This window comes from Sulfidibacter corallicola, assembly GCF_017498545.1.
Classification (GTDB): domain Bacteria; phylum Acidobacteriota; class Holophagae; order Acanthopleuribacterales; family Acanthopleuribacteraceae; genus Sulfidibacter; species Sulfidibacter corallicola.
In genome coordinates, this window is sequence record NZ_CP071793.1 from 2740829 (window position 1) to 2763947 (window position 23119).

General features: G+C 60.6%; 19 protein-coding genes. 10 read left to right on the forward strand and 9 right to left on the reverse strand.

Annotated features, from left to right (window positions below):
* Window positions 1-70 precede the first annotated feature (70 nt).
* The 4 genes from J3U87_RS07815 to J3U87_RS07830 form a co-directional block, all read right to left on the reverse strand.
* A complete protein-coding gene (locus J3U87_RS07815) occupies window positions 71-2131 on the reverse strand; it encodes an AMP-binding protein (RefSeq protein WP_237382478.1) in 2061 nt (686 codons plus the stop codon).
* Between the two features lie 145 nt (window positions 2132-2276).
* Window positions 2277-3431, reverse strand: coding sequence for a homogentisate 1,2-dioxygenase (locus J3U87_RS07820; RefSeq protein ID WP_237382479.1), 1155 nt, complete (start codon window positions 3429-3431; stop codon window positions 2277-2279).
* A gap of 14 nt (window positions 3432-3445) precedes the next feature.
* Window positions 3446-4540, reverse strand: a complete 1095-nt coding sequence (gene hppD / locus J3U87_RS07825; protein ID WP_237382480.1) for a 4-hydroxyphenylpyruvate dioxygenase — start codon at window positions 4538-4540, stop codon at window positions 3446-3448.
* Window positions 4541-4551: 11 nt separating this feature from the next.
* Complete coding sequence (locus tag J3U87_RS07830; protein ID WP_237382481.1) at window positions 4552-5052, reverse strand: Lrp/AsnC family transcriptional regulator; 501 nt, start codon at window positions 5050-5052, stop codon at window positions 4552-4554.
* 531 nt (window positions 5053-5583) lie between these two features.
* Between J3U87_RS07830 and J3U87_RS07835 the strand changes: the two genes are divergently transcribed.
* Window positions 5584-6036, forward strand: coding sequence for a response regulator (locus J3U87_RS07835; protein WP_237382482.1), 453 nt, complete (start codon window positions 5584-5586; stop codon window positions 6034-6036).
* Between the two features lie 33 nt (window positions 6037-6069).
* Here the strand turns inward: J3U87_RS07835 and J3U87_RS07840 are convergent, their stop codons facing one another.
* Window positions 6070-6849 (reverse strand): lysophospholipid acyltransferase family protein, encoded by a 780-nt coding sequence (locus tag J3U87_RS07840; protein WP_237382483.1) that lies wholly within the window; start codon window positions 6847-6849, stop codon window positions 6070-6072.
* Between the two features lie 319 nt (window positions 6850-7168).
* Here J3U87_RS07840 and J3U87_RS07845 point away from each other — a divergent pair, with 319 nt between their 5' ends.
* From J3U87_RS07845 to J3U87_RS07865, 5 genes are all read left to right on the forward strand, one after another.
* Complete coding sequence (locus tag J3U87_RS07845; RefSeq protein WP_237382484.1) at window positions 7169-8932, forward strand: ApeI family dehydratase; 1764 nt, start codon at window positions 7169-7171, stop codon at window positions 8930-8932.
* A gap of 172 nt (window positions 8933-9104) precedes the next feature.
* Window positions 9105-10661: an HAL/PAL/TAL family ammonia-lyase gene (locus tag J3U87_RS07850; protein ID WP_237382485.1), complete on the forward strand. Its 1557-nt coding sequence runs from the start codon at window positions 9105-9107 to the stop codon at window positions 10659-10661.
* The gene (locus J3U87_RS07855; RefSeq protein ID WP_237382486.1) at window positions 10658-11062 is read left to right on the forward strand and encodes an acyl-CoA thioesterase; all 405 of its coding nucleotides are present in this window, start codon (window positions 10658-10660) and stop codon (window positions 11060-11062) included. Before J3U87_RS07850 ends, J3U87_RS07855 begins: the two co-directional genes overlap by 4 nt.
* Window positions 11063-11126: 64 nt before the next feature.
* On the forward strand, window positions 11127-11852 hold the full coding sequence (fabG, locus tag J3U87_RS07860) for a 3-oxoacyl-ACP reductase FabG (protein WP_237382487.1): 726 nt from the start codon (window positions 11127-11129) through the stop codon (window positions 11850-11852).
* Window positions 11849-13084, forward strand: a complete 1236-nt coding sequence (locus J3U87_RS07865) for a beta-ketoacyl-ACP synthase (RefSeq protein WP_237382488.1) — start codon at window positions 11849-11851, stop codon at window positions 13082-13084. Before fabG ends, J3U87_RS07865 begins: the two co-directional genes overlap by 4 nt.
* 934 nt (window positions 13085-14018) lie before the next feature.
* On the opposite strand, the gene J3U87_RS07870 is transcribed toward J3U87_RS07865, so the two are convergent.
* Window positions 14019-14855, reverse strand: coding sequence for a class I SAM-dependent methyltransferase (locus J3U87_RS07870; protein ID WP_237382489.1), 837 nt, complete (start codon window positions 14853-14855; stop codon window positions 14019-14021).
* A gap of 812 nt (window positions 14856-15667) precedes the next feature.
* Window positions 15668-16171, reverse strand: a complete 504-nt coding sequence (locus J3U87_RS07875) for a hypothetical protein (RefSeq protein ID WP_237382490.1) — start codon at window positions 16169-16171, stop codon at window positions 15668-15670.
* 296 nt (window positions 16172-16467) lie between these two features.
* Between J3U87_RS07875 and J3U87_RS07880 the strand changes: the two genes are divergently transcribed.
* On the forward strand, window positions 16468-16737 hold the full coding sequence (locus tag J3U87_RS07880) for a hypothetical protein (RefSeq protein ID WP_237382491.1): 270 nt from the start codon (window positions 16468-16470) through the stop codon (window positions 16735-16737).
* 19 nt (window positions 16738-16756) lie between these two features.
* Here J3U87_RS07880 and J3U87_RS07885 read toward each other — a convergent pair whose 3' ends face one another.
* The gene (locus J3U87_RS07885) at window positions 16757-17161 is read right to left on the reverse strand and encodes a hypothetical protein (RefSeq protein ID WP_237382492.1); all 405 of its coding nucleotides are present in this window, start codon (window positions 17159-17161) and stop codon (window positions 16757-16759) included.
* 200 nt (window positions 17162-17361) lie between these two features.
* Between J3U87_RS07885 and J3U87_RS07890 the strand changes: the two genes are divergently transcribed.
* From J3U87_RS07890 to J3U87_RS07900, 3 genes are all read left to right on the forward strand, one after another.
* On the forward strand, window positions 17362-17544 hold the full coding sequence (locus J3U87_RS07890; protein WP_237382493.1) for a hypothetical protein: 183 nt from the start codon (window positions 17362-17364) through the stop codon (window positions 17542-17544).
* A gap of 414 nt (window positions 17545-17958) precedes the next feature.
* Window positions 17959-18678, forward strand: coding sequence for a response regulator transcription factor (locus tag J3U87_RS07895; protein WP_237382494.1), 720 nt, complete (start codon window positions 17959-17961; stop codon window positions 18676-18678).
* Window positions 18675-20027 carry an ATP-binding protein gene (locus J3U87_RS07900; RefSeq protein WP_237382495.1) on the forward strand — a complete coding sequence of 451 codons (1353 nt, stop codon included), beginning with the start codon at window positions 18675-18677 and terminating at the stop codon, window positions 20025-20027. The genes J3U87_RS07895 and J3U87_RS07900 overlap by 4 nt, the downstream gene beginning before the upstream one ends.
* On the opposite strand, the gene J3U87_RS07905 is transcribed toward J3U87_RS07900, so the two are convergent.
* Entirely contained in the window at window positions 20016-22919 is a 2904-nt protein-coding gene (locus tag J3U87_RS07905; RefSeq protein WP_237382496.1) for a DEAD/DEAH box helicase, read from the reverse strand. The two genes, J3U87_RS07900 and J3U87_RS07905, sit on opposite strands and share 12 nt — an antisense overlap.
* Window positions 22920-23119: the final 200 nt, after the last annotated feature.

Sequence of the window (23119 nt, forward strand, 5' to 3'; positions counted from 1 at the left end):
GAACCCAGCCCTTCGTTCGCCCGTTCGTGCGGAACTCAGTTGGCGAGCATCGCCGAGGGAAACGTGCGGCTCAGGCGTCGTTCCGGCTGGCTTCGCGCAAGTACTCGGCGCGCAACACCCGTCGCATCACCTTGCCCGACGCCGTGCGCGGCAAAGACACCACCTGGCGCACATCCGCAATCTTGAACAGGGGATTCAAGCGACGCCGAATCGCCTGTTGCATGGCGTCGTGGAGCACCCAGCTATCGCGCGGCTTCTCCGCCGTCACGACGCAGTACACGATCAACAGGCTCGGGCCACCATCCTTGGGCGGCACGGCGATCGCCGCGGTTTCGTCCACGCCTTCGACCCCTTTCAACACCCGTTCGATCTCGGCGGAACTGACCTTGATACCGCCGAGATTCATGGTGTCGTCGGCGCGACCCAAAGCTCGATAGTAATCGCCGCCGATGCGCTGGACCTGGTCGCCATGGCGCCGCAGCGGCTCACCGTCGGGCCCGCTGGGTGCGCCGGCGTAGTAGACCTCGTGGTGGTCCTTGTTCAGCAAGGTCAGGGAAAGCCCGATGGACGGCGGCACCAGGAAGAGTTCGCCCACATCCGAGGGTTGCTGCCGCTCGTCCAGCAAGTAGAAGGACAAACCGAGGGCCGGCGTGGAGAAGGTAGCCGGCGATGCGGCCTGAACCCGCGTGCCGGTCAGGTAGCCACCGCCGATTTCGGTGCCGCCGCAGTATTCGACCACAGGCCGGTAATGGGCTTGGGCCATGAGGTACAGCATGTCGGAAACGTTCGAGCATTCGCCGGTGCTGCTGAAGGTGCGTATCGCCGTCCAATCGAGCCCCGCCACGGCGTCGCCGTTGCGCCAAGCCTTGACGATGCTGGGCACGACCCCCAACATGGTGACCTGCGCATCCTGAACGAAACGGCAAAAATCGGTACCGGTGGGCGGGCCGCAATACAGCGCCACGGTGGCGCGGTTCATGAGGGCCGCGAAAATCAGCCAGGGACCCATCATCCAGCCCAGGTTGGTGGGCCAGCACACCACGTCTCCGGGATGGATGTCGTGATGGAGATGACCGTCAACCCCGCATTTGATCGGAGTCGCATGACTCCAGGGAATGGCCTTGGGATCGCCCGTCGTCCCGGAGGAGAACAAGATGTTGGCCAGGTCGGCGGGCGTGCGGGCCACCGACGCGAATTGGTCGCGCTCGGAGAGGAACCGGTCCCAAGCCAGGTCGTCGGGCCGTAGACCGACCCCGAGATTGTGGCCGCACGGGAGCACGATGGCACGGGGCGCGTCGGCCGCCTTCACCTTTTCGAACATGGGCAACAGTTTGTCGCCACGGGGGTTGAAATCGGTCGTGAAGATTCCGACCGCCTTGGAAATGCGCAGACGGGTGGCGATCTCGTCGGGCGTGAAGCTGTCGGCGATCGATACCGCCACACATCCGGCCTTGAGAATGCCGAGGTAAATGGCGACCGACTCCGGCGTCATCGCCATGTCGATCGCGATCGCATCGCCCACTTGAAAACCCGCGTCGCCCAGGCCGTTGGCCACGCGGTTACTCAGGCGATCGAGGTCGCCGAACCGCCACGTCTCGATGGGGGCCAGTTCGCGACGACGAAAAAGGATCGCGGGGTGGTCGGGCGGGGCGAGAAAGCAACTGTCGGCGATGTTCAGTTCGGCGCCGGGAAGCCAGCTCGGCCGCGTCACCCCATCGGTCACATCGACCAGGTCGGACGCGGTTTTCTTGAAGGAAACGCCCAGATCGTCGATCATGCGGCGCCAAAAATCGGCGCGGTGCGTCACCGACCACCGGTGAAACGCAGCGTAATCGGGCAGGTCCAGGTCGCGCCGGTGGCGCGTGATGTTGGCGTGTTCCAGATCAGCGGGTTCGGGAGACCAGGCGGGAAAGGGACCCGAGGCTTCGTCCCAGCGGCTGCGCAGCCATTGGAACACCGTCTCGTGAACGGGGAACGAGGCGCCCAGACCGATCAGTTCCGTTCGCAACTCACCCCAAAGGGCCACCAGCGACGGATTGTCGGCGGCATCCCGAATGCGCTCGCTCCATCCATTCGAAGTCTCCTGATGAATGCCGAGCTCTTTCAGTCGGGACAGAAATTCCGCAGCCATTGCGAACCTCCAGATGACACCATTTGGGACGACTTCCCGATAGCCGGGAGGTAGGAGCCGGGGGGACATGCGGCGACCGCCGTTCCCCGCATCTCGTGAACACGTCGAGGGCAGGAGCCCGCCGGGCGAGGCGGACTCCGTCAGATCAGCCCAGCCAGGACCGGATGTAGTCCTCGTCCATGATCGGCTGCACCAAGCCATTGACGCGCAGCGGACGGAAGGTATCGACCATGACCGCGTACTCGTAGCAATCCTTGACGCCAACCGAGGCTTCGGTTTTCCCGGGTTGGGGACCGTGGGGCACATCGCCGGGGTGCAACGTGATCGAGCCCGACTCGATGCCCTTTCGACTCATGAAATCACCATCTACATAATACAGCACTTCATCGCTGTCCACGTTCTGGTGATAGTAAGGTGCCGGAACCGCATCCTTGTGGAAATCGAACAGGCGCGGCACGAAGTTGCAGACCACCAGGCCGGGCGCCTGGAACACCTGGTGAATCGGCGGCGGCAGGTGAATCTGGCCGACGATCGGCTGGAAGTCCTTGATGTTGAAGGCCCAGGGATAAAGGTACCCGTCCCAGCCGACGACGTCGAAGGGGTGGTAGGCCATGGTGTAGTCGAACACGCGCTGGCCGGCCTTGAGCCACAGGCGACATTCTTCCTTGGAATCGATGGGCGCGCGGAAGCGCGGACGGCGGATGTCGCGCTCGCTGAACGGCGCATCCTCGAGCAGTTGCCCGAACTCGTTGCGATACCGGTTGGGCGTCTCGACGGCGCCGTAGCACTCGGTGATGAAGAACCGGTTGTTCTCGCTGAGGTTTTCGAAGCGGTACATGACGCCGCGGGGAATCACCAGGTAATCCCATTGGCGGATGTCCAGCACGCCGTACTCGGTGTGCAGCTCGCCTTCCCCCTCGTGCACGAACAGGATCTCGTCCGCTTTGCCGTTGCGGTAGAAACTGTCGTCAAGATCGGTGAAGCTGGCGCTGGCCAGGGCGCATTCATCGTTGAAGAGCGTGTATTTGCGGGCGGTCAGGATGTCGCCGCCGTGTTCCGCCTTGTGGCTGTAGAAATGCAGCGGGACGCGCGGCGCGTCCTGCCACTCTTCCAGGAAGGTGATCTGGTGTTCGCGGACCTTGGTCACCACCGGCGGGCGGTGAATGCGGTACAACGTCGAATAGATGCCGCTGAACCCCTTGGTGCCGAACAGTTCTTCCCAATACAGGGATCCGTCTTCCTTGCGGAAGGTGACGTGTTTCTTCTGGGTCATTTCTCCGAGCTGATGATAGATAGGCATGTGGTCCCCCTCATTCAGAGATTGCCGCGCTTGGCCTGTTCGCGCTCGATGGATTCGAAAAGCGACTGGAAATTGTTCTGGCCGAAGCCTTCACAACCCTCGCGCTGGATGAATTCGAAGAACAGGGTCGGGCGATCGCCCAACGGCTGGGTGAACAACTGCAGCAGGTAGCCTTCTTCGTCGCGATCCACCAGGATGTTGAGGCGCTTCAGATCCTCGATGGCCTCGGAGATGCCCTCGGCGCGATCGCCGATGACCTCGTAGTAGGAGGCCGGCGTCTCGATGAACTGGACACCGTTGGCTTCCATGGCCTCGATGGCGTTGACGATGTCATCGGTCGCGATGGCGATGTGTTGGACGCCACCACCGTAGTTCACTTCGAGGAATTCCTCGATCTGGCTTTTCTTGAGGCCCTCGGCCGGTTCGTTGATGGGGAATTTGACCTTCGAGTTCTTGGAACGAACGACCTTGGAAACCAGGGCCGAGTACTTGGTGCTGATGTCGCCCTTGTCGAAGTGGACAAAGGTCTCCAGATCCATGGTGTCCTCGAAGAACTTGGCCCAAACGTTCATTTGACCTTCGCCTACGTTGCCGACGATGTGATCGATATGGCTAAGTCCCACCTTTCTTCCGACGAATTGCGGTCCTTCGTACGGCATATAGCCAGGAAGGACGGCCGCGTAATCATCTCGATTGACAAAGTTCATCAGCGTGTCGCCGTAGATCTGAATCGAGGCGCTCACGAAGGTACCGTGATCGTCTTCGATCTTCTCCACATCGCGAGCCTTGGTGGCACCCTTCTCCACCGCGAAGGCCAGCGCCTCGGCGGGGTCCTTTACGCGAATGCTGATCTCGCGCACCCCGTCGCCGTGCTTGCTGAGGAAATCGTGTATTTCGTGTTCCGGAACGATCGCCGAAGAAATCGCCATGACGAGGTCGTCCTGCTTGAGCAGGTAGGACACCCGATCGCGAACGCCCGTTTCGGGGCCCTGGTACCCGACGATGTCGAAACCGAACATGGCCGCGTAGAAAAAGGCGCTGTGTTTGGCGGTGCCCGAGTAGTAGTGGACGTAGTCAAATCCGTCGATATCTGTTGAAGCGTAACCCATGGAAACCCTCCCTACTTGTTTTTCTTGGAGTCATCGATGCAGAGTTCGGTGGAGTCTTTGACGGTGCTGAGGACGACCCAGGAATGAATGCGATTGATGCCGTCGATTTTTGCCAAATTCTCGATTACGAATTGCTTGTAATCTTCCTGATCCTTGACGTTGACTTTTAAAAGGAAATCGATGTCACCCGCGATGTGATGGCATTCCATGACCTCTTCCATCGCCGCCAGTTTCAGTTCGAATTGGGCCACGTTGGCCAATTCGCTGACATTGAGGTTCAAGGCCACGAACACAAAAAAGTCCTGCTCCAAGAGTTTGGCATCCAAAATGGCGCGGTAGCCCTTGATGATGCCCGAACGTTCGAGCTTCTTGACCCGTTCCAACATGGGCGGCGCGGAAAGTCCGACTTTGGCCGCTAATTTGGCATTGGTCATGCGCCCGTTGACTTGCAAATTACGCAAAATCTGCAAGTCGATATCATCGAGCTTGACTTTTTCCTTGTTGATCGTCATTGGATCACTCCTCTATGCTGCAATATAACGCTGAGGGGCCACTGTGTCAAAACAATATTCTTGTTCAATGTAAAAACCCATAACTAAATTAGGCAAAGAACAGGAAAAACATTAAAATTCACGTCCAACATCCGTTTTGATTACGGTTTCCAGACGCCTCCCGTCGTTCCTTCTCTCACCACAGCGGCGTCGACCCAAACGATCGCACATACCCAACAGCCTCTTTACAAAAGGTTTACACGCTTCCCCATATCATAGCATTCGGCCATTTCGCCGTTCTCCATTTTTGGGGCGAGCGGGCCTCCCTAGAAACCGTTCACTTTTTCTCGGTCGTTACCGAAATCCGTTGGCTGGATAGAGACGAAGGAGTTCCCGGCTCTAAATCTTGAACGCGGCGCCTGCGGCCGCAAGCTCTCTTGCGAGATTCCGGGTGATCGCCAAAAACGAAGTAAAGAAATTTTCCGATCTCACCGAAAGGCGCAGTAACACAGCAATGGTAGAAAACGCGTCCCTGCGAGGAGGTTCCAGGTTATGAGCCGCAACAGCAACATCAAGGTGCTCATCGTCGACGACAGCCGAACCGAGCGTTTCTATGAAGAAAAAGCGTTGAGTGGATTGGGATGTGACGTGGAGACGGCGGTCGACGGCACGGACGCCCTGAAGTTCCTCCTGCAGAAGGGACCGGTCGACCTGATCCTGCTGGACCTGAAAATGCCGCGAATGGACGGTCACGAATTTTTGGCCGAGCTGCGAAAAAACTGCGACCTGCGCCATATCAAGGTCATCGTGCTGTCGGCGCAAACGGAAGAGGAAGTGATGCCCGTCCTCAAGGAGGGCGCCCACGACTACTGGCTGAAAGGTTCGCACGTCGTGGTGCTCAAGTCGAAGGTATCCAACCTGATCTACATGATCCAGCTCGAAAAGAAGCTGGAGCGCATTCGCGAGATCGCCAAGCTCGTCCTCGACGACGAGGATTGCGAATAATCGGCGATATGACCCACGCCCTTCGTCAGCCGCTCAGTCGGCAGGCTCCTCCCGGAGGTCCAACTGGGTGCGGAAATGGGATTCGAACAGTCGATTGAGCGCCCGCACGCGGAGTGGGGTGTTCTCTTCGTTCCGGATTTCCTGGGGAATCTGGAGCGGTTCCTGAAACTCGAGGGTGAAATCGACGGCGCGCGGGGGCACGCGGTACCAAGGCTCGTGTTTCAACAGCGTCGGCGGGTCGCAGCGAATCACGACGGGCACGACCGGCACGTCCATTCTCGCCGCGATATGGGCCGCGCCGCGGTTGAACGATCTCAACCCGCCCCTGGGTGAGCGGGTCCCCTCGGGAAAGATCATCAGCGATCGACCGGTGTGAAAGCTTCGATCGCAGTCGCGCATCAGTTGATCGGGGTGGTTGTTGGGGATGAAGCCCGCGGCGCGCAGGCCGATACCCATGAAGGGATTGCGCCACAACGCATTTTTGACGATGCAGTTGCAATGGGGCAGCAAGCCGACCACCGTCACCACGTCGATCAGCGTCGGGTGGTTGGCGATGACCAGATAGGGCCCGCCCTGGCGCACCCGCTCCAAACCGGAAACTTCGAAGCGACGAATGACCCGAAAAAAACACATGTAGCGCACGAACAGGCGAAACCCACGCTGGATGAGGAACAGGGCCGCTTCGCGCTTCCAGCGGCGCGGGATCGGAGCCAGGTAGATCAGCGGAAACAGGGTCAGGCTCCACAGCAGGCCGGTCACCATGAAGGTGAAAAAACACCAACCGGTGGCCAGACGGCGATACTCTCGATTCATGATCCGACCTAACGTCACGACAAACCTTTCCGCCCGCCCTGGGGCGCCGGTTTCCGCCGGGACGCCGGGTCCTCGTCGCGGAAAGTCCTGAAGAGATGGTGGCGTGTTGCCTGTCTCGGGTTTCGTACGGCATTCCGTTTTAGCAGGTCGCGGACCTATCGCGCAAGCCGTGGTTGGCCGTCGAAGGGCCGGCATCGAGCGACCCTCGGAGCCGGGGGATCGCCATGCAAAAAGCGCGGATCGCCACCATTCTGTATTTGGCAGACCGATTTTTTTCCCCTAGAATTTGGCTTCGAACGAGCGGAGGATGAAACCCGACATGGCACTACGCGCGCCGCTGCACCGGCTTCTCGAAGCGGACTTCCCGGACGACCACCTGGTCTGCCGGCTACCCGATCTACGATGGTCCGATTTCCAATCGACCGTGGCCGGCTTCTACGAGGCGCTGCCGCAAACCGCCACCAAACCCTGGCTGCTCGCGCTGGAGTCGCCCTTCCATTTCGCCGCCGCACTGCTCGCCTGCTGGCACCGCGGCCACAGGGCCATGGCGGTCACCGACCACCAGGCCGGCACGCTGGCGGTGCTGCGACCCGAGCTGGCGGGCATGATCACGGACATGGACCTGGATTCCGAGGGATTGCGGCAGATCCGCCCGAAACGGGGAAGCGGACCCATCGACGCCGGGCCCCTCGACCTCTGCCATCCCGGCCTGCTGCTGTACACCTCCGGCAGCACCGGCCAACGCAAACAGGTGCCCAAAACGCTGGGTCAACTCCAAGCGGAACTGGAAGTCCTCGAGCGCCAATGGGGTACCGCGACGGACCTCCTGCCGCGCTTGTCGACCGTCTCCCACCTCCACATCTACGGATTGCTTTTCCGGCTGCTGTGGCCCCTGTGCAAGGGCGCACCGTTTTTCGATCACCAGTTTTTCTTCTGGGAAGAGCTCCTGAATCAGGTCGACGACAAGGGTGCGATCCTGGTGTCCTCGCCGACCCACCTCAACCTGTTGCCGGCCGCGGCGGGGCAGCATCTCCGCACCAGACCGGATATCACCCTGTTTTCCTCGGGCGGACCGCTCTCGGCGGAGACGGCCTGCGCCATCGCCGAGCTCAGTGGCCAGGCTCCGATCGAGGTCCTCGGGTCGACGGAGACCGGCGGGATCGCCTATCGCCAACGTACCGGTCCCCACGACCGCGAGAATCCCTGGCAGACCCTCCCGGAAGTGGCCGTTTGGGCGGAGGACGGCTTGCTGGAAGTCCGTTCGCCATTCCTCGAGGCACCCGAATCTCGCCAGAGGACCGGTGATCGAGCGCAATTGCTCTCGGAGGGCCGATTCCTCCTTTTGGGCCGAGCCGACCGCATCGTGAAGTTGTCGGAGAAGCGCATCTCCCTCGACGAAGTGGAGCGCCGCATCCAAAGCCACACCTGGGTGCACGAGTGCCGCATCTGCGTGGAGACCGCCCAAAAGGACGGCCAGGACACCCAGGCGCGCCAGTACCTGTGCGCGGCGGTGGTTCTGAGTGACACGGGCCTGGCCGAGCGCGAGCGGAGCGGCGAGCACGAGGTGCGGCGCCTGTTGCGCAAGCACCTGCATCGCTTTTTCGAACCGGCCGTGCTGCCCAAACGGTGGCGATTCCCGCGGGAACTGCCCCGCAACAGCCAGGGCAAGCTGGTCGAAGCCGATGTGCGCCGCATGTTCGCCGTGAACGGGCACACGACGGGACCGGATCGCGAGCGCCCCCGCTTTCCCGAGATTCATCGCACCTATCGCGAAGCGGACACCCACTTTTTCGAGTGCACCGTTCCCGCCGACCTGTTGTTTCTGGAAGGGCACTTTCCCCAACAAGGGGTGGTGGCGGGCGTGGTGCAGCTCCATTGGGTCCACGACATGATCGGGGCCATCACCGGCGCGCCCCTGCGCGTGCAGACGCTGGAGGCCGTCAAGTTCCACCAACTCTTGATGCCGGGCCAGCCCTTCGTCGCCGAGGTGCGCCACGCCGCCAAAAACAACAAGTGGCACTTCCGCCTGTACCACGACGGGACCAAGTTCTCGTCGGGCCGCATCATCCCCCACACCGAGTGAAGGCCGTGTCGAAAACCTTGGACATCCGGCCTTCGGGTTTGGGGTTGCCTGCGCCTACCTTTTGGCTACAATAAGGGGCTTAGCCCCCGGCTGGCAAGGCTTTGACTCCGGTTCTCACCGTGCTCCCCCCTGCCTCCGGCTTTTCTCGCAGCACCGTTTTTTTGGAGTACCCATGCCCCAGCGCGTCATTGTCGTCGGCGAGCAGCCCTTGACCATCGAAGATATCGTCGCCGTCGCACGTGGCCAGGCCCGCCTGGTCCTGAGCCAGTCACCCGAGTTCCGCGAATTGATTCAGAAAGGCGCGCGTCTCCTCGACCAAAAATGGAAGAACGGCGAGGTGGTCTACGGCGTCACCACCGGCGTCGGCGAGTCCTGTTTGCGACGCATTCCCGCCGAACTGGTCCCCCAATTCAGCCGCAATCTGTCGCGCTTCCACGGCTGCGGCCTGGGTCGAATCTTCGATCGGGAAACCTCGACGGCCATTCTCGCCGTGCGCCTGGCTTCGCTGGTGCGCGGCTTTTCGGGGATTCGCTTCGAACTGTTGGAACGCCTGGCCCGCCTGATCGAAGCCGGCGTGGCCCCGCTCATCCCGGAAGAAGGGTCGGTGGGTGCCAGCGGCGACCTGACCCCGCTCTCCTACGTCGCGGCCATGCTCATCGGTGAGCGCGACGTCTACTTCGAGGGCGACATCGTCGGCACGGCCAAAGTCCACGAGATCCTCGACCTGGAACCGCTGGAGCTGTTCCCCAAGGAAGGGCTGGCCCTCATGAACGGCACCAGCGTCATGACCGCCCTGGCCGCGTTGGCCTACGACCGCGCCGAATACCTGATGAACCTCTCCGCCCGCCTGACCGCCATGATCTCCGAGGCGCTGTTCGGCAACAAGGCCCATTTCGATCGCCGCATCTTCGAACAAAAACCCCACCCGGGCCAATTGCGCATCGCCGACAACATCGCGGCCGACCTGGGCTACGCCACCGCCTACCGTCGCCACCAGGACTCGCGCATTCAGGACACCTACGCCATTCGCTGCGCCCCGCACATCCTGGGCGTGCTGGCCGACGCCCTTCCCTGGATGCGCACCCAGATCGAAACCGAACTCAACAGCGCCAACGACAACCCGCTGGTCGATCCCTACACCGGCGAAGTCCTCCACGGAGGGAACTTTTACGGCGGACACATCGCCTTCGTGGCCGACGCCATGAAGAACGCGGTCGCCAACATCGCCGACCTACTGGACCGCCAGTTCGCCCTCCTGGTCAATATTCGCCGCAACCACGGCCTGCCCCTGAACCTCAGCGGCGCGACCGAGGACCAGATGCCCGTCAACCACGGTTTCAAAGCCCTTCAGATCGGCTGTTCCGCCTGGGCCGCCGAGGCCCTCAAACTCACCATGCCCGCCAGTGTCTTTTCGCGCTCGACCGAATCGCACAACCAGGACAAGGTCAGCATGGGCACCATTTCCGCCCGCGACGCCATTCGCGTCCTGGAGCTGACCGAACAGGTGTTCGTCGGCACCCTGCTGGCGGCCTGTCAATCGCTGGAACTGCGCGCCAAGCGCGGTGAATTGAGCTGGATGGATCTCACGCCCGGCATTCGCTCGCTGCACGAGCAGGTTCGGCGGCTCTCGCCGTTCGTCAGCGAGGATCGCCCCTTGGAACCGGAACTCCGAGCGTTGCTGCACGCCGTTCGCAACCAGGACCTGCAACTCGATGGAATCACGGCATGACCGAGCATGCGGAATTCGTCGTCGAAATCCCCTTTCACGACATCGACTTGATGCGGGTCGTCTGGCACGGCCATTACTATAAATACTTCGAGCTGGCACGCACCGAACTGTTTCGCCGCCACCACCTGGACATCGATCAAATGAAGGAACTGGGGCTGATGTTCCCCGTGATCGAAAGCCACTGTCGCTACGTCAGCTCCTTGAAATACGGCGAGACGGCCGTCATTCGCGCCCGAATGGTCGAGGTGGAATACCGACTGAAAGTGACCTACCAGGTCTTCGAGGCGACAACCGAACGGCGGGTCGCCAAGGGCTATACGATTCAGGTCGCCGTGAATGCGGAAACCGGCGAAATGCACATGGCGACACCTCCGGTAATTCGAGACCTGTTCGAGGCCTGAAGCCGGCCGGGACGGCGCAGGATCCGCGATGGATCCGTGATCAACAAGGAAAGGTAGGGACGACATGGAACAAAGGGTTTTGGTAACGGGGGCCAGCAGGGGCATCGGGCGCGCGATCGCGATCCACCTCGCGGCTCGGGGCTTCAACGTCGGGATCAATTTCCGCAGCAACGAAGAGGCCGCGCGCGAAACGCTGACCCACATCGAGACACAGGGCGGCAAGGCCTATTTGCTGCCGTTCGACATTTCCGATCGGGATAGGGCCCGCACGACCCTGGAAGCCGACATGGAGGAACACGGGGTCTACTACGGTCTGGTCCTCAATGCCGGCGTGCATGCCGATGCCCCCTTGCCCGCCCTCAAAGGCGAGGACTGGGACCGGGTGATCCACACCAATCTCGACGGCTTCTACAACCTGCTGCATCCGGTGGTCATGCCCATGATCCGCGCCAAACGCGGCGGCCGAATCGTCACCCTTTCCTCGATCGCCGGTATCACCGGCAACCGCGGCCAAACCAATTACGCGGCCGCCAAAGCCGGCTTGATCGGCGCCACCAAATCCCTGGCCCAAGAGCTGGCCAAACGGCGCATTACGGTGAACAGCGTCGCGCCGGGCTTCATCGACACCGACATGGTGGCGGAACTGCCCAAGGACGAGATCGTTCGCCACATCCCCATGCGCCGCTTCGGAACGCCCGAGGAAGTCGCCGGGCTGGTGGGCTTCCTTTTTTCGGAACACGCCGCCTACATCACGGGTCAGGCGATTTCCATCAACGGCGGCCTCGCGTGACACGAAGGGTGGTGGTGACCGGCATGGCCGGTCTTTGCCCTCTGGGGACCACATGGCCGGAGGTTCGCAGCCATCTGCGCGACGGCATCTCCGGAGTCTCGCGCGACGACGCGCTCGGCCGCATCGCCGGCATGAAGACGCGCCTGGTCGCCGTGGTTCCCCCTTTCACACCACCCGAAACCGTGCCGGAGGATCGCTTGGCCCACATGAGCCGACTCTCGCTGATGTCGGTGGTCGCCACCGAGGAAGCGTTACGCGGCGCCGGATTGCTGGGGCACGAACTGCTCGGCTCGGGTCGGTGCGGCATCAGTTTCGGATCCACCTCCGGTTCGCCGCCGTCGATGGGTCGTTGCGCCCGCGCGGTCAGTACGGAAACCGATCTCGGCGGCACCGAAGTCGCCGATTTCTATCACGCCGCGAGTCATGCCACGGCCGCAAGCCTGGCCCTGGCCTTCGAGGTGCGCGGGCGCGTGATTCCCACCAATTCGGCCTGTACTTCGGGCAGCCAAGGCATCGGCATGGCCTATGAATCCATTCGCGACGGTTTGCAGGATGCCATGATCGCCGGCGGGGCGGAGGAACTGTTCCCGGTGTGTACCGCGGTCTTCGACATTCTGTACGCCACTTCGTCCCGCAACGAGGAGCCCACCCGACAGCCCAGGCCGTTCGACAAGGATCGCGATGGCTTGGTGGTCGGTGAGGGCGCCGCGACCCTGATCCTCGAAGACTTGGGTTCCGCTCGGCGCCGCGGTGCGCCCATCCTCGCGGAACTGCGGGGATACGCCACCAATTGCGACGGGGTTCACATGGTGGCGCCGCAAGAGGAAACCATGTACGAGGTGATGGCGAACGCGGCGGCGAATGCGGGCGTCACCCCCGACGAGATCGCCTACGTGTGCGCGCACGGCACGGCCACCGAACTGGGCGACATCGCCGAAAGCCTGGCGACGGCGCGCTTTTTCGGACGGCCCGTGCCCTTCAGCTCGCTCAAGAGCTACATGGGACATACGCTCGGTGCCTGCGGCGCCCTGGAAGCCTGGTGCGCGATTCACTTTTTGAACGAAGGCTGGTTGGCGCCGACACTGAACTTGACGGAAGTGGATCCGCGTTGCGGCCACCTGGATTACCTTCGCGAGGTTCGCCCGCTGTCGGGTACGACGATCATGTCCAACAACTTCGCGTTTGGCGGGGTCAATACGTCGCTGATTCTGGAGCGGTGGACGGGGACCTGAGGGTTTTTCCAGTCGGGGCGTGAACGGCTGAAGTGCCCGTGTGTCCGCAAGCTACGTAACGCCTGTAGGTGAGGGGGCCGCCCAGGCCAGCCTGCCTTACCGGCCCTGCTCAACCAATCGAAGCTACTTGCATGCGATGGACACAACCGATCGAGAACGACCCAATCCCGGCTTTGACCCGCTCGGGAGAAGCGGTCGCTTCGCTCTTTGGCGTTATGTGCTGGATGGAGAGGGGTTACTCCGACTGGTGGAGCAGGCTGCCTACGCGGCCCGGCTCACCTACATACGCGACGTCCCTCTCTGGATACGGGAACTCCAGGGATACGCCCTTCGGTAAGGCCACCAAACTTGGAGTCGGGATCCGCATCCGGAAAATCGTTTACCCGTCGAAGCAACCTGTCCCACAGTGCCCGTGTGTCCACAAGCTATGTAACGCCTGTAGGTTGAGCAGCCTGCTCAACCAATCGAAGCTACTTGCATGCGATGGACATAACCGATCGAGAGCGACCCAATCCCGGCTTTGACCCGCTCGGGAGAAGGGGTCGCTTCGCTCTTTGGCGTTATATGCTGGATGGAGAGGGGTTACTCCGACTGGTGGAGCAGGCTGCCTACGCGGCCCGGCTCACCTACATACGCGACGTCTCTCTCTGGATACGGGAACTCTGGTCCACAGTACCTCGGTGAGAGCACCTGCTTCGCTCTTGGCCGTAACTCGTTTTTGTTACTTGGGTTGCTTCGAAGTGTCGGCCGGGCCGGCCAACCTACAGCCACGACGCCCCTCACCCCGTGCGGGCACTGCGAGCGGGAATCACTTCGACTCGTGGATCCAGCGGATCCACCTGCCTGGCACCATGGCTCTCTCGGTTTGCGGGAACTCGGGGCGCATCGCTTCGAAGGGATATAAAAAAGGCCGGCGGGTGCCGGCCTTTTCGATTCATTTCTTGGGTTTCACGAATTTGAGCGTCATGCGGTCGCTCTCGCCGATGGAGCTGTACTTGGCTTTGTCCTTCTCACCCAACGCGTAGGTGGGCGGCAGGGTCCATACACCCTTTTCGTGCTTGGCAGTGTCTTTGGGGTTGGCGTTGATTTCCGATTTGTCCACCAATTCGAAGCCGGCCTTTTTGGCCATCTCGATGACGTAGGCTTGATTCATGTAGCCGCTCGCCGCCTCGGGATCCTGTTTGTCGGTGGTGCGGTGCTCCACCAGGCCCAGGACGCCGCCGGGCTTCAGGTGGTCGTAGAAGGCTCTCATGGCCTTGTTGTAGTCCGGCGCCCAGTTGTGCAGGTTGCGGAAGGTGAGGATCATGTCGACCTCGCCCTTGGGACCCAGGCTGGCCACGTCATTGGCGGGGAAGAACTCGGTGACTTTGACCTTGCCGTAGTTCTTTTTGTCACCGTCCAGTTTGGCGGCCAGCTTTTCGTTGGCCTTGCGGAAGTACTCCGCGTACTTGTGTTGCGGTTCCTTGGAGAAACTGGCGGCAATGTAGGTTCCCTTGTCTTTGAGGTACGGAGCCAGGATTTCCAAATACCAGCCGCCGCCTCCCGGCCAAATCTCCACAACCGTCATGTCCTCTTTGACACCAAAGAAAGAAAGCGTTTCCACAGGGTGACGAAACTCGTTGCGGGCTTTGTTCTCATCGGAGCGATGATCGCCGTTCGCGATCTTTTTCAACTTGCCCTTGGAGGCCTGATGGGGATCGCCGGCAAAAGCGGCGACCATCATGAAGGCCGCACAAAGAACGAACATCGCTTTGAGTGTTTTGAAGTTCATCTCTCATTCCTACCTATATGAAAAAGTGTGGTGACCCGAGCGGAGCTCCGGAAAGATGTAAATCATGAAAGATCCGGATGCGATTCAAGTGAGGGCCACGTTTGAATCTGTTTACGGGCCCGTGCCATCAAGGTTCCCGAGGAGGTCGGCGAAAGCGAAGTCCGCCGTTCTCGCGGAAATTGGCCGCGGTCGGCCCCTTCCCACCAACAGCACAGCGTGCCCAATTATTCGGATCTCGCCTCGAAAAAGGCGGTGGAAGGACGATCCGATGGAAAAGCCAAAAATCTCGAATGCCGATGGGGGTGACCGAAGCTCATTAAAGCAGGAAAAATAGGGCGACGCCAGAACCGATCAGGGAAGAAACCAGGCCACAGGCGAAGTTCGGGTTCGCGCGTGCTTTGAACCCCAAATGGAGGGATTCGGGTGGATGCCATCGCCCATGCCGGGTTGAATCCCGGCAATGGCAAACCCGACCCAACGAGGATCACGACGTCGGCATCGCACCACGAGACGGAAACACCCACCCAAAAACGTGACAAAAAATCGCTACTTCAATCAATGACATCTCAACCATTCCGAAGCGCTTTTCTCCAAAAAAAAGATGCGACAAGCATCACTTCAAAACGTTTGAAAATTCTCATAAAACACGTGCTTTTTTTCAAATCAAACAAAAGTGATTTTGTATTCGCGAATCAACATTCGCGACACATATTTTATAGTATCTCACTGTATTCACATTAAGATCCCGTCATCTATCACTGCGCTTGGGGAGTCACATGACGGGCCGCTCCCGCCATGTGCTACTCACGACTTCAGTATTGGTCCTGATCCCGACCTTCCCAAATATGGTTGATCCAGGGTGCGAAGATCTCCATATCCACCAGATAGGTGTTCAACTCGCGATCCTTGAACACGCCGATCTCGCGCCTGGGGTTCTCGCGGCGCTTTGCCTGGTAGCGCAACTGATGCGCCGAAAAGGGAATCCGCTTGCAGACATCGGTCAGGTAGAACAACCCTCGCTGGTGCAGCAGCCGGTTGCCATCCCATTCGGACTCCGGTCGTTTCACCTTGGATACCAGGTGCTCGCGGTAAAACGGCGCGAAGATGCGCATCCGCACGACCCAGTGATTCCACAACTTGCGCGCACCCATGCGCTCCCAGGGCGAACCGCCCGAATCCGCGATCTCACGCGCCTTCCGTTTGACCTTGGCCGCATCCAGCCCCAAGATCTTGACGATATCCTTCAAAAAGAAAATCCCGTCGTAGTTCAGCACCTCTTCCCGCGACCAGCCCTTCGGCGATTGCACCAAGGACATTTCATCCTCGTGAAATACTTTGTCTTTTTCCACGGGCATCGGGCACCCCCTTACAGTTGAATAAAAAGTCGTTTAACCCCCAAAGCCTTATAAATACCACGCCAAATTAAAACACAACCCAAACGCAAATCTCAAACAAACTTGTCAATAATTTCCTGTATTTGGAACGCAAAAAATACCCCGCGGCACACTTTCTTTTTTTTATTCCCGACTAAAGTACTGTACATATTTTATCGTTGTTTTGATACTTACTTTCCACTAAGATACACATCATGCGGAGACCACATGGCCGACCAATGAAGTACAACAAAATTATCGAGAAACTGGTAGAGGACGAGTTATACACGCCCGCCACCATCGCCGCCCTGGGAGAAGCGCTCGGTATGGTCGATACCAGTGATCCCGAAAAACGCAAGCGGGACCGCCAACGAATTCGCATCGCCTTGGGCCGTTTTTCCAACAATCACAATTTTCCCGACGAGGGCGACGGCATCGTCACACTGAAGGGTCAGGCGCCCACCCCGGGTTGGTTCGGTTGGCGCTGGAAGGCCGCACTTCACGAATGAAGCGCGTACCTTCACACAATTAGGGCTCCGACTCTCCCCCGGTCTCCTCGCGCAGGGCGGCCAAGGCCTGGACGAGATTGGATTTCGGACGATGGGGGTCCACAGCCAGGAACGTCTGAATCCAGGGAGCCTTGCCCGCCTTCTGGAAAAACTTGATGTGGAACGGCATGTAATTGACCGACAACATCTTTTTGGCCATGCCTGAATCGATCATCCACAAATCCAAGCCGTTGGTGTTGATCGAGCCGGTTTTCAGCTTCTGGCGCTGGTGCTGGATCAGCACGAAGGGGCCCACCTGACACTGGGTGTGGACCAGCCCGGTTTCGGGATCGCGGTGCTGAGTCCCCACTTCGATAAGCAGGGATTTCCCTTTTTCGATCAACCGATTGACCAGGTCGCGCTCTTGTTCCTCGTTCAGCAGCACAGGCCCGCTCCGTGAAAAAAATGAAAGGACGAAGATTGGGAAGTATTGTACCGCAAGCGGCTGGTCCCCCTCAAAAAGTCCACCTGGACCGGGGGAATTGGGTTCCATGGATTGATCCTCCCCCAAAAGGTTGGTAAGTTCCTTTCACGACCGTCCCCCTCCTTGGTGCTTCCCCCAACGCTTTCCGACACGAGTGCCGTATGCCGCCGACCTTCGACCTCCAAACCCTACTCATCGCGGTCACCGTAATCGCCGTCCTGGTGCTGGCCCTGCGCTTTCTGGGGCAACTCCTGATCCGGTTCATCAAGGTCTGGCTCGGCACGCTGTTGATCGTCTCGATCCTGCTGTTGGCCTATTATTTTCTGTCGCCGGGATTGGCTTGATCGGCGCGTCTGCCACGAATGCCGGCAGGCCAACGGATTCGGCCCCCATTCCCAATCCCCGTTCGTTGGGAGCGGGTACGGTAGCGTTCATTCTAAATCAGCGGTTTTTTGAACGGGGTCCCTCGAGCCGGCAGATTCTCAAGCCAAACCGGCTTCAGCAGTCAGGCCTCAGCCAATTACCTATGAACAATCATCTTCCCGATACCTGACACCTGACGCCTGACACCCTGCCCTTCCAGCCGGATCGTTTGGGTCGTTGCGCTGATTTCGTTTCTGGATGGGCACTACATTGGGCACTATATAATGAAAGCAGTCCGCGGTCGCCCTTGGCGTTCGGCTCCGGCGCGTGCTTCGCAGGCCGGCCTTCGCGGCGTTTCCAATCACCGAACCGGGCGAGGCCCCACGGGAGGCATCATGGATGAGGCTCGACTCTACCTCGGCGCGACCATCATGTTGGTGGAAGACGACATCGAATTGGCCGAAATGATTCAATCGCGCCTCGAGCAGGAGGGCTTCAAGGTCGTCCACGAAGAAAACGGCCTGTTGGCCGCGACCCGCATCCAAACCCTGCAACCGCATCTGGTCATTCTCGACCTGATGCTGCCAGGGCTCGACGGCTTCGGCGTTTGCCGCGAGGTCCGCCCCCATTACCACGGGCCGATCCTGATGTTGACGGCGCGCGGCGACGATCCCGACCAAATCGAGGGCCTGCAGTCCGGTGCCGACGACTACGTCGCCAAACCGGTTCACCCCAAAGTGCTGATCGCCCGCATCGAGGCGCTGTTGCGCCGCTACGACCAACACGGGCCCGTGCCCTCGCGCCGCATCGAACACGGCCCGCTGGCCATGGACGCCACCCAACGAGAGGTGACCATGGGCGGCCACAAAATCGATCTGACCACCGCGGAGTTCGACCTCCTGTGGTACCTCTCCGAACGGCCAGGCCAGGTGCTGAGCCGTGATCAAATCTACCGCGAACTCTACGACACCAAATACGACGGCTACGATCGCGCGGTCGATGTCTACGTGTCGCGCATTCGGGCCAAGATCGGCGGGAAGGACGAAGAGCGCGTCGTTCTCAAGACCGTGCGCGGCGTCGGCTATCTGTTGGCGGTAAAGGAGTCCGCTTCATGACCCGCCTGTTCGTTCGGATCTACTTCGGCATCGCCCTGGTACTGCTCCTGGTGGGCCTTTCACTGACCGCCCTGGTGCGGTACGAACTCCAGGGCAAGGTTCGCCATCGCACCGAAGAACTGGTGATGCCGATGGTCGACAGAGCCCGGCACCGGCTATCCGAGCTGGGCGACGATCCGGTCGATCGCTGGATGGCCATCGAGGGATTGGGCCACCCGCGACGCTTCCCTACCGACCTGATGTCGACGGACAACCTGGAACTGAGCACCAGCGAACGGGAACGATTCGACGAAGGCGGGTTGGTGTTTCAAATCAAGGACGGCGAGCGTTGGATCCTGGCGAGGCTGTCGGACAAGGAAGTCATGGTGATCGGCCCGCTGCGCCCGCCACCCGGGCGACCGCACCTGTTGCCCTTCGATCCCGCGCTGGCGATGGCCTTGCTCCTGACCCTGGTGGGCGCGACCACCTACCTGCTGTTGCGACCGCTGGAACGCCGCATTCGCTTGCTGGCCCAAGCCGCGGAAGATTTCGGCAACGGAAAATGGGAGGCGCGGGCCCAGGCCGATGACAAGGACGCCCTGGGCGACCTGGCCCGAACCTTCAACTCGATGGCCGAACGCATCGTGGCCATGATCCTGAATCAAAAAGAATTGCTCCGCGCCGTCTCTCACGAGCTGCGCACGCCGCTCTCGCGCCTGATATTCGCTACCGACGAGGCGCTGGAAAACGAGCTGCCGGAAGACAAGAACCGTCACCTGCGACGCATCGAGCGAAACCTGGGTGAAATGAACGAATTGATCCACGAGTTGCTCACCTGGAATCGCCTCGAGAACGAAGACCTCACCGAACAACGCCAACCGGTCCACCTGGCCCCGTTGTTCTCTGAATTCGAGGCCCTGGCCCACGATCTGCGCTCCGAGGTCGACATCCATTTCGACGGCGGCGAAAGCAGGCTTCAGGCATCGCCGCGCTACTTCAAACGGGCCCTGGTCAATTTGGTGACCAATGCCGTCCGTCACACCGAACACGCCGTCTGGGTCCACTGCCACGTCAGCGACGGGCATTGGATGATTTCCGTCGACGACGACGGTCCCGGTATCCCGCCCAAGGATCGAGAACGCATCTTCGAGCCCTTCGTGCGTCTGGACACCAGCCGTACCGCACGCCTCGGCGGCACCGGCCTGGGCCTCTCGATCGTGCAGCGCATCATGATGCGCCATCACGGCACCGTTCTGGTGGAAGACAGCCCCAAGGGTGGCGCCCGATTCACGCTGATGTTGCCGATGACCCAACCGGAAGCGGAGACCGAGGCCCGCCAACCCGCCATGGCCGGCGACTCAGTCCAGTAGGGCCATCAGCGTCTCGCGATCCAGGTTCGCCATCAACTTGTCCGGATCCTCCCACAGACCGTCGGCAATCAACTTCTTGCTCTTTTGGAGGTGGAGGATTTTTTCCTCGATGGTGCCCTCGGAGATCAACTTGTAGCTGAACACCTTTTGCGTCTGGCCGATGCGGTAGGCACGGTCGGTGGCCTGGGCCTCCACCATCGGGTTCCACCAGGGATCCAGGTGGTAGACGTAGGAGGCACGCGTCAACGTCAGGCCGGTGCCGCCCGCCTTGAGGCTGATCAGAAAGATCGGGGCCTCGCCGGCCTGGAAGCGGGTCACCAACTCCTGGCGGTTGCGGGTCTGTCCATCCAGGTAGAAATGGGGAAGCTCGGCCTCCTCCAACTCGTAACGCAGCAATTTGAGCAACTTGGTGAACTGGCTGAAGACCAGGATCCCGTGGCCCCCGGCGGTCACTTCGCGCAGGTTCTCCAGGATGAAGTCGAACTTGTTGGAGGGCGTGTTCAGGTAGGTATCGTCCAAAAGGCCCGGGTGACAGCAGATCTGACGCAATCGCAGCAACCGGCTCAGCAACGACATCGCATTGATGTTCTGTTCTCGCAGGGCTTTGCGTGATTTGACCAGGACGTCGCCGTACAGCTTGGCCTGTTGCTCGTTGAGCGGAAGTTTGAGGGTGATTTCCTGTTTTTCCGGGAGGTCTTTTTCCACCTCGCTCTTGAGCCGGCGCTTGAGGAAGGGAGCGACCTTGACCTTGAGGGCGGTGTAGGCGGGTGTGCCCGGCAAGGTGATGGCCTTGACCTCGTCAACCTCGCCCAGGTAACCGGGTGCCAGGAACTGAAAGATGGACCACAGCTCCGTCAGGCGGTTTTCGACGGGGGTGCCCGTCAGGCACACGCTGTGGTCGGTCCACAGCTCGCAAATGGCCTGCGTGGTTTGGGTCTCGGGGTTTTTGATGGCCTGGGCCTCGTCGAGGACCACCACTTGAAAATGGACGTCGTAGAGCATGTCGATATCGCGGAGCACGGTGCCGTAGGTGGACACGATCAGGTCGGCCTTCTGGAGTTTTTCGGCTTGTCGGGCGCGGTTCGGGCCATGGTGGACCAGCACGCGCCGATCGGGCGAGAACCGCGCGGACTCGTTGGCCCAGTTCCAAATCACGGAGGTGGGAGCCACGACGAGTTGGGGTCGCCCTTCCTCGCGGATCGTCTCCAGGTAGGCCAGGGTCTGAATCGTCTTACCGAGACCCATGTCATCGGCGAGCAAGGAGGGCTCTCCACGCGAGCTGTTGGCCAACAGCCAGTTGACGCCCTCGACCTGATAGTCCCGCAAAGTCCGGTGCCATCGCTCGTGCAACTCGGGAATGGGTGTATCCACCTCCGCCGGACGCCGCTCGCGAGCCGCCAACAGGCGTTGAAGCAACGATTGTTGCGCCTTGGTCTCGTCGTGCATCGAGCGCACACCTTCCAAGATGCGCTCGTTTTCCAAAAGCGTGTCGGTGTCGACGTTGAGCCAACGACCGTCCATGAGCCGGATGCCGCGCCGGCCGTGGGACAGGCTTCCCATCAGGCTGCCGTGGGAGAACATTTCGTCGCCGATGCGATAACTCGGCGCCAAGGAGCCCTGACTCCACATGACTTCCATATCCGTGGGTTCCAAGCCGAACCAACGCTCGGCTTCTTGGCGCTCGACGCGAATGTGCTCGGGGAACCTGGTGTTTTCGAGAAATGCATGGGCCTGATTGTCGCGAATCCGGAAGCCGGCCTTGCGCCACGGAGCCGGAACCCGACGAAACGTTTGGCCGATCTGGGCCATGGCACCAGGACCGATCTCGAGCAAGGCCGTACCTTCCTCGTCGTGAACGATTTGGCGCGGCTTTTCCAAATCCTGCAGCGGGAAGAACCGCCCTTCGTGCCAAAACCCCGCACGACCGATGAGGTCGCCCTGTCGATGATCGAGGTGCAGACCCAGGTTCTCGATCGCATGGACGGCGATCGGTTTGGGCGTGGTCCACACCACGCCGTGCTTCATCCGAATCAAATCGGAAAAAGTTTCGGGGCTGGCCGGCAGGGACCCGCCCTCCTGGCCCATGAACCGCTGAAGGTCCGGCATGTACTCACTGAAACCGAGAATGCGGTCGCTCGCAATGAAAAACCCGGGTCGGCCCGGAATGCAGAGGTGTTCGGCCTCCGGCGCATCCAGGGAAAAACGCCACAGTATTTGCTGCTCGGCGACGGCGACCTCCACCTCGGGCGGCGGCTGGGACATGTGTTCCCGTTCGAAGGGTGTTTCGGCGCCCTCCGGAAATAGCTCGGCCTTGGCCATCGCTGCCAGAATGGGTGCCGCATCCATCCGCGCGATGCGAATCTCGCCCTCTTCGGCCTCGCCCAAATCCTCCAACAACTCGACCGTTCGTTTGTCCAGCCCGAGGACTCCGCCCTCGCGCCGAAGGAAATGGGAGGGCGCGTTCACGAACCGGCCGGTGGACAGACTCAGGATGCGAAGGCGCAGATAGGGATCGGCGGGGTCCCCGACCACCCCGAGGATCAGGCGAAAGCCGATGCGCGGCAAATCATCGCCGACGGGCTTGGCGACCGTTTTGAACACGGGTTTGTAGCCCGCGTGGTGCAGGGCCAGAATGGCGCTGTGCAGACACCACTGGTTCTTTCCGTGTTGCCGGCACTCGACCATGAAGCGCGAGCCGCGGCGGGTGATGCGGGCGAAAGACGGCCGTTCGGTACTGGGTGGCGCCGGCTTGACCACGGCCTCGATCCGACCACGGGCGTCGTACCGATAACTTTGAATCGAATCCAAATCGACCGCATTTTTGGCGGCATTCAAGATGTCGGCATCTACCAGCGTTTCCAGTTCGGATTCACTGATGATCTTGGCATTCATGGCGATCCCCTTGGAACAGGCGATGAGAGATAGAGCGGTGCGTTCGGCAGGGCGAGCGATCACCCGTGCACGAACCCAAGGCGACCCCGACCTCCTTGGAGGTGAGCGGCTCGGGCACCCCTCCTTCGATGTCGTACCGAAGGTGATGTCACGACGGCGATCCCACCCCGAAAGGGTGTGGGAGTCCGCATCATAACGCC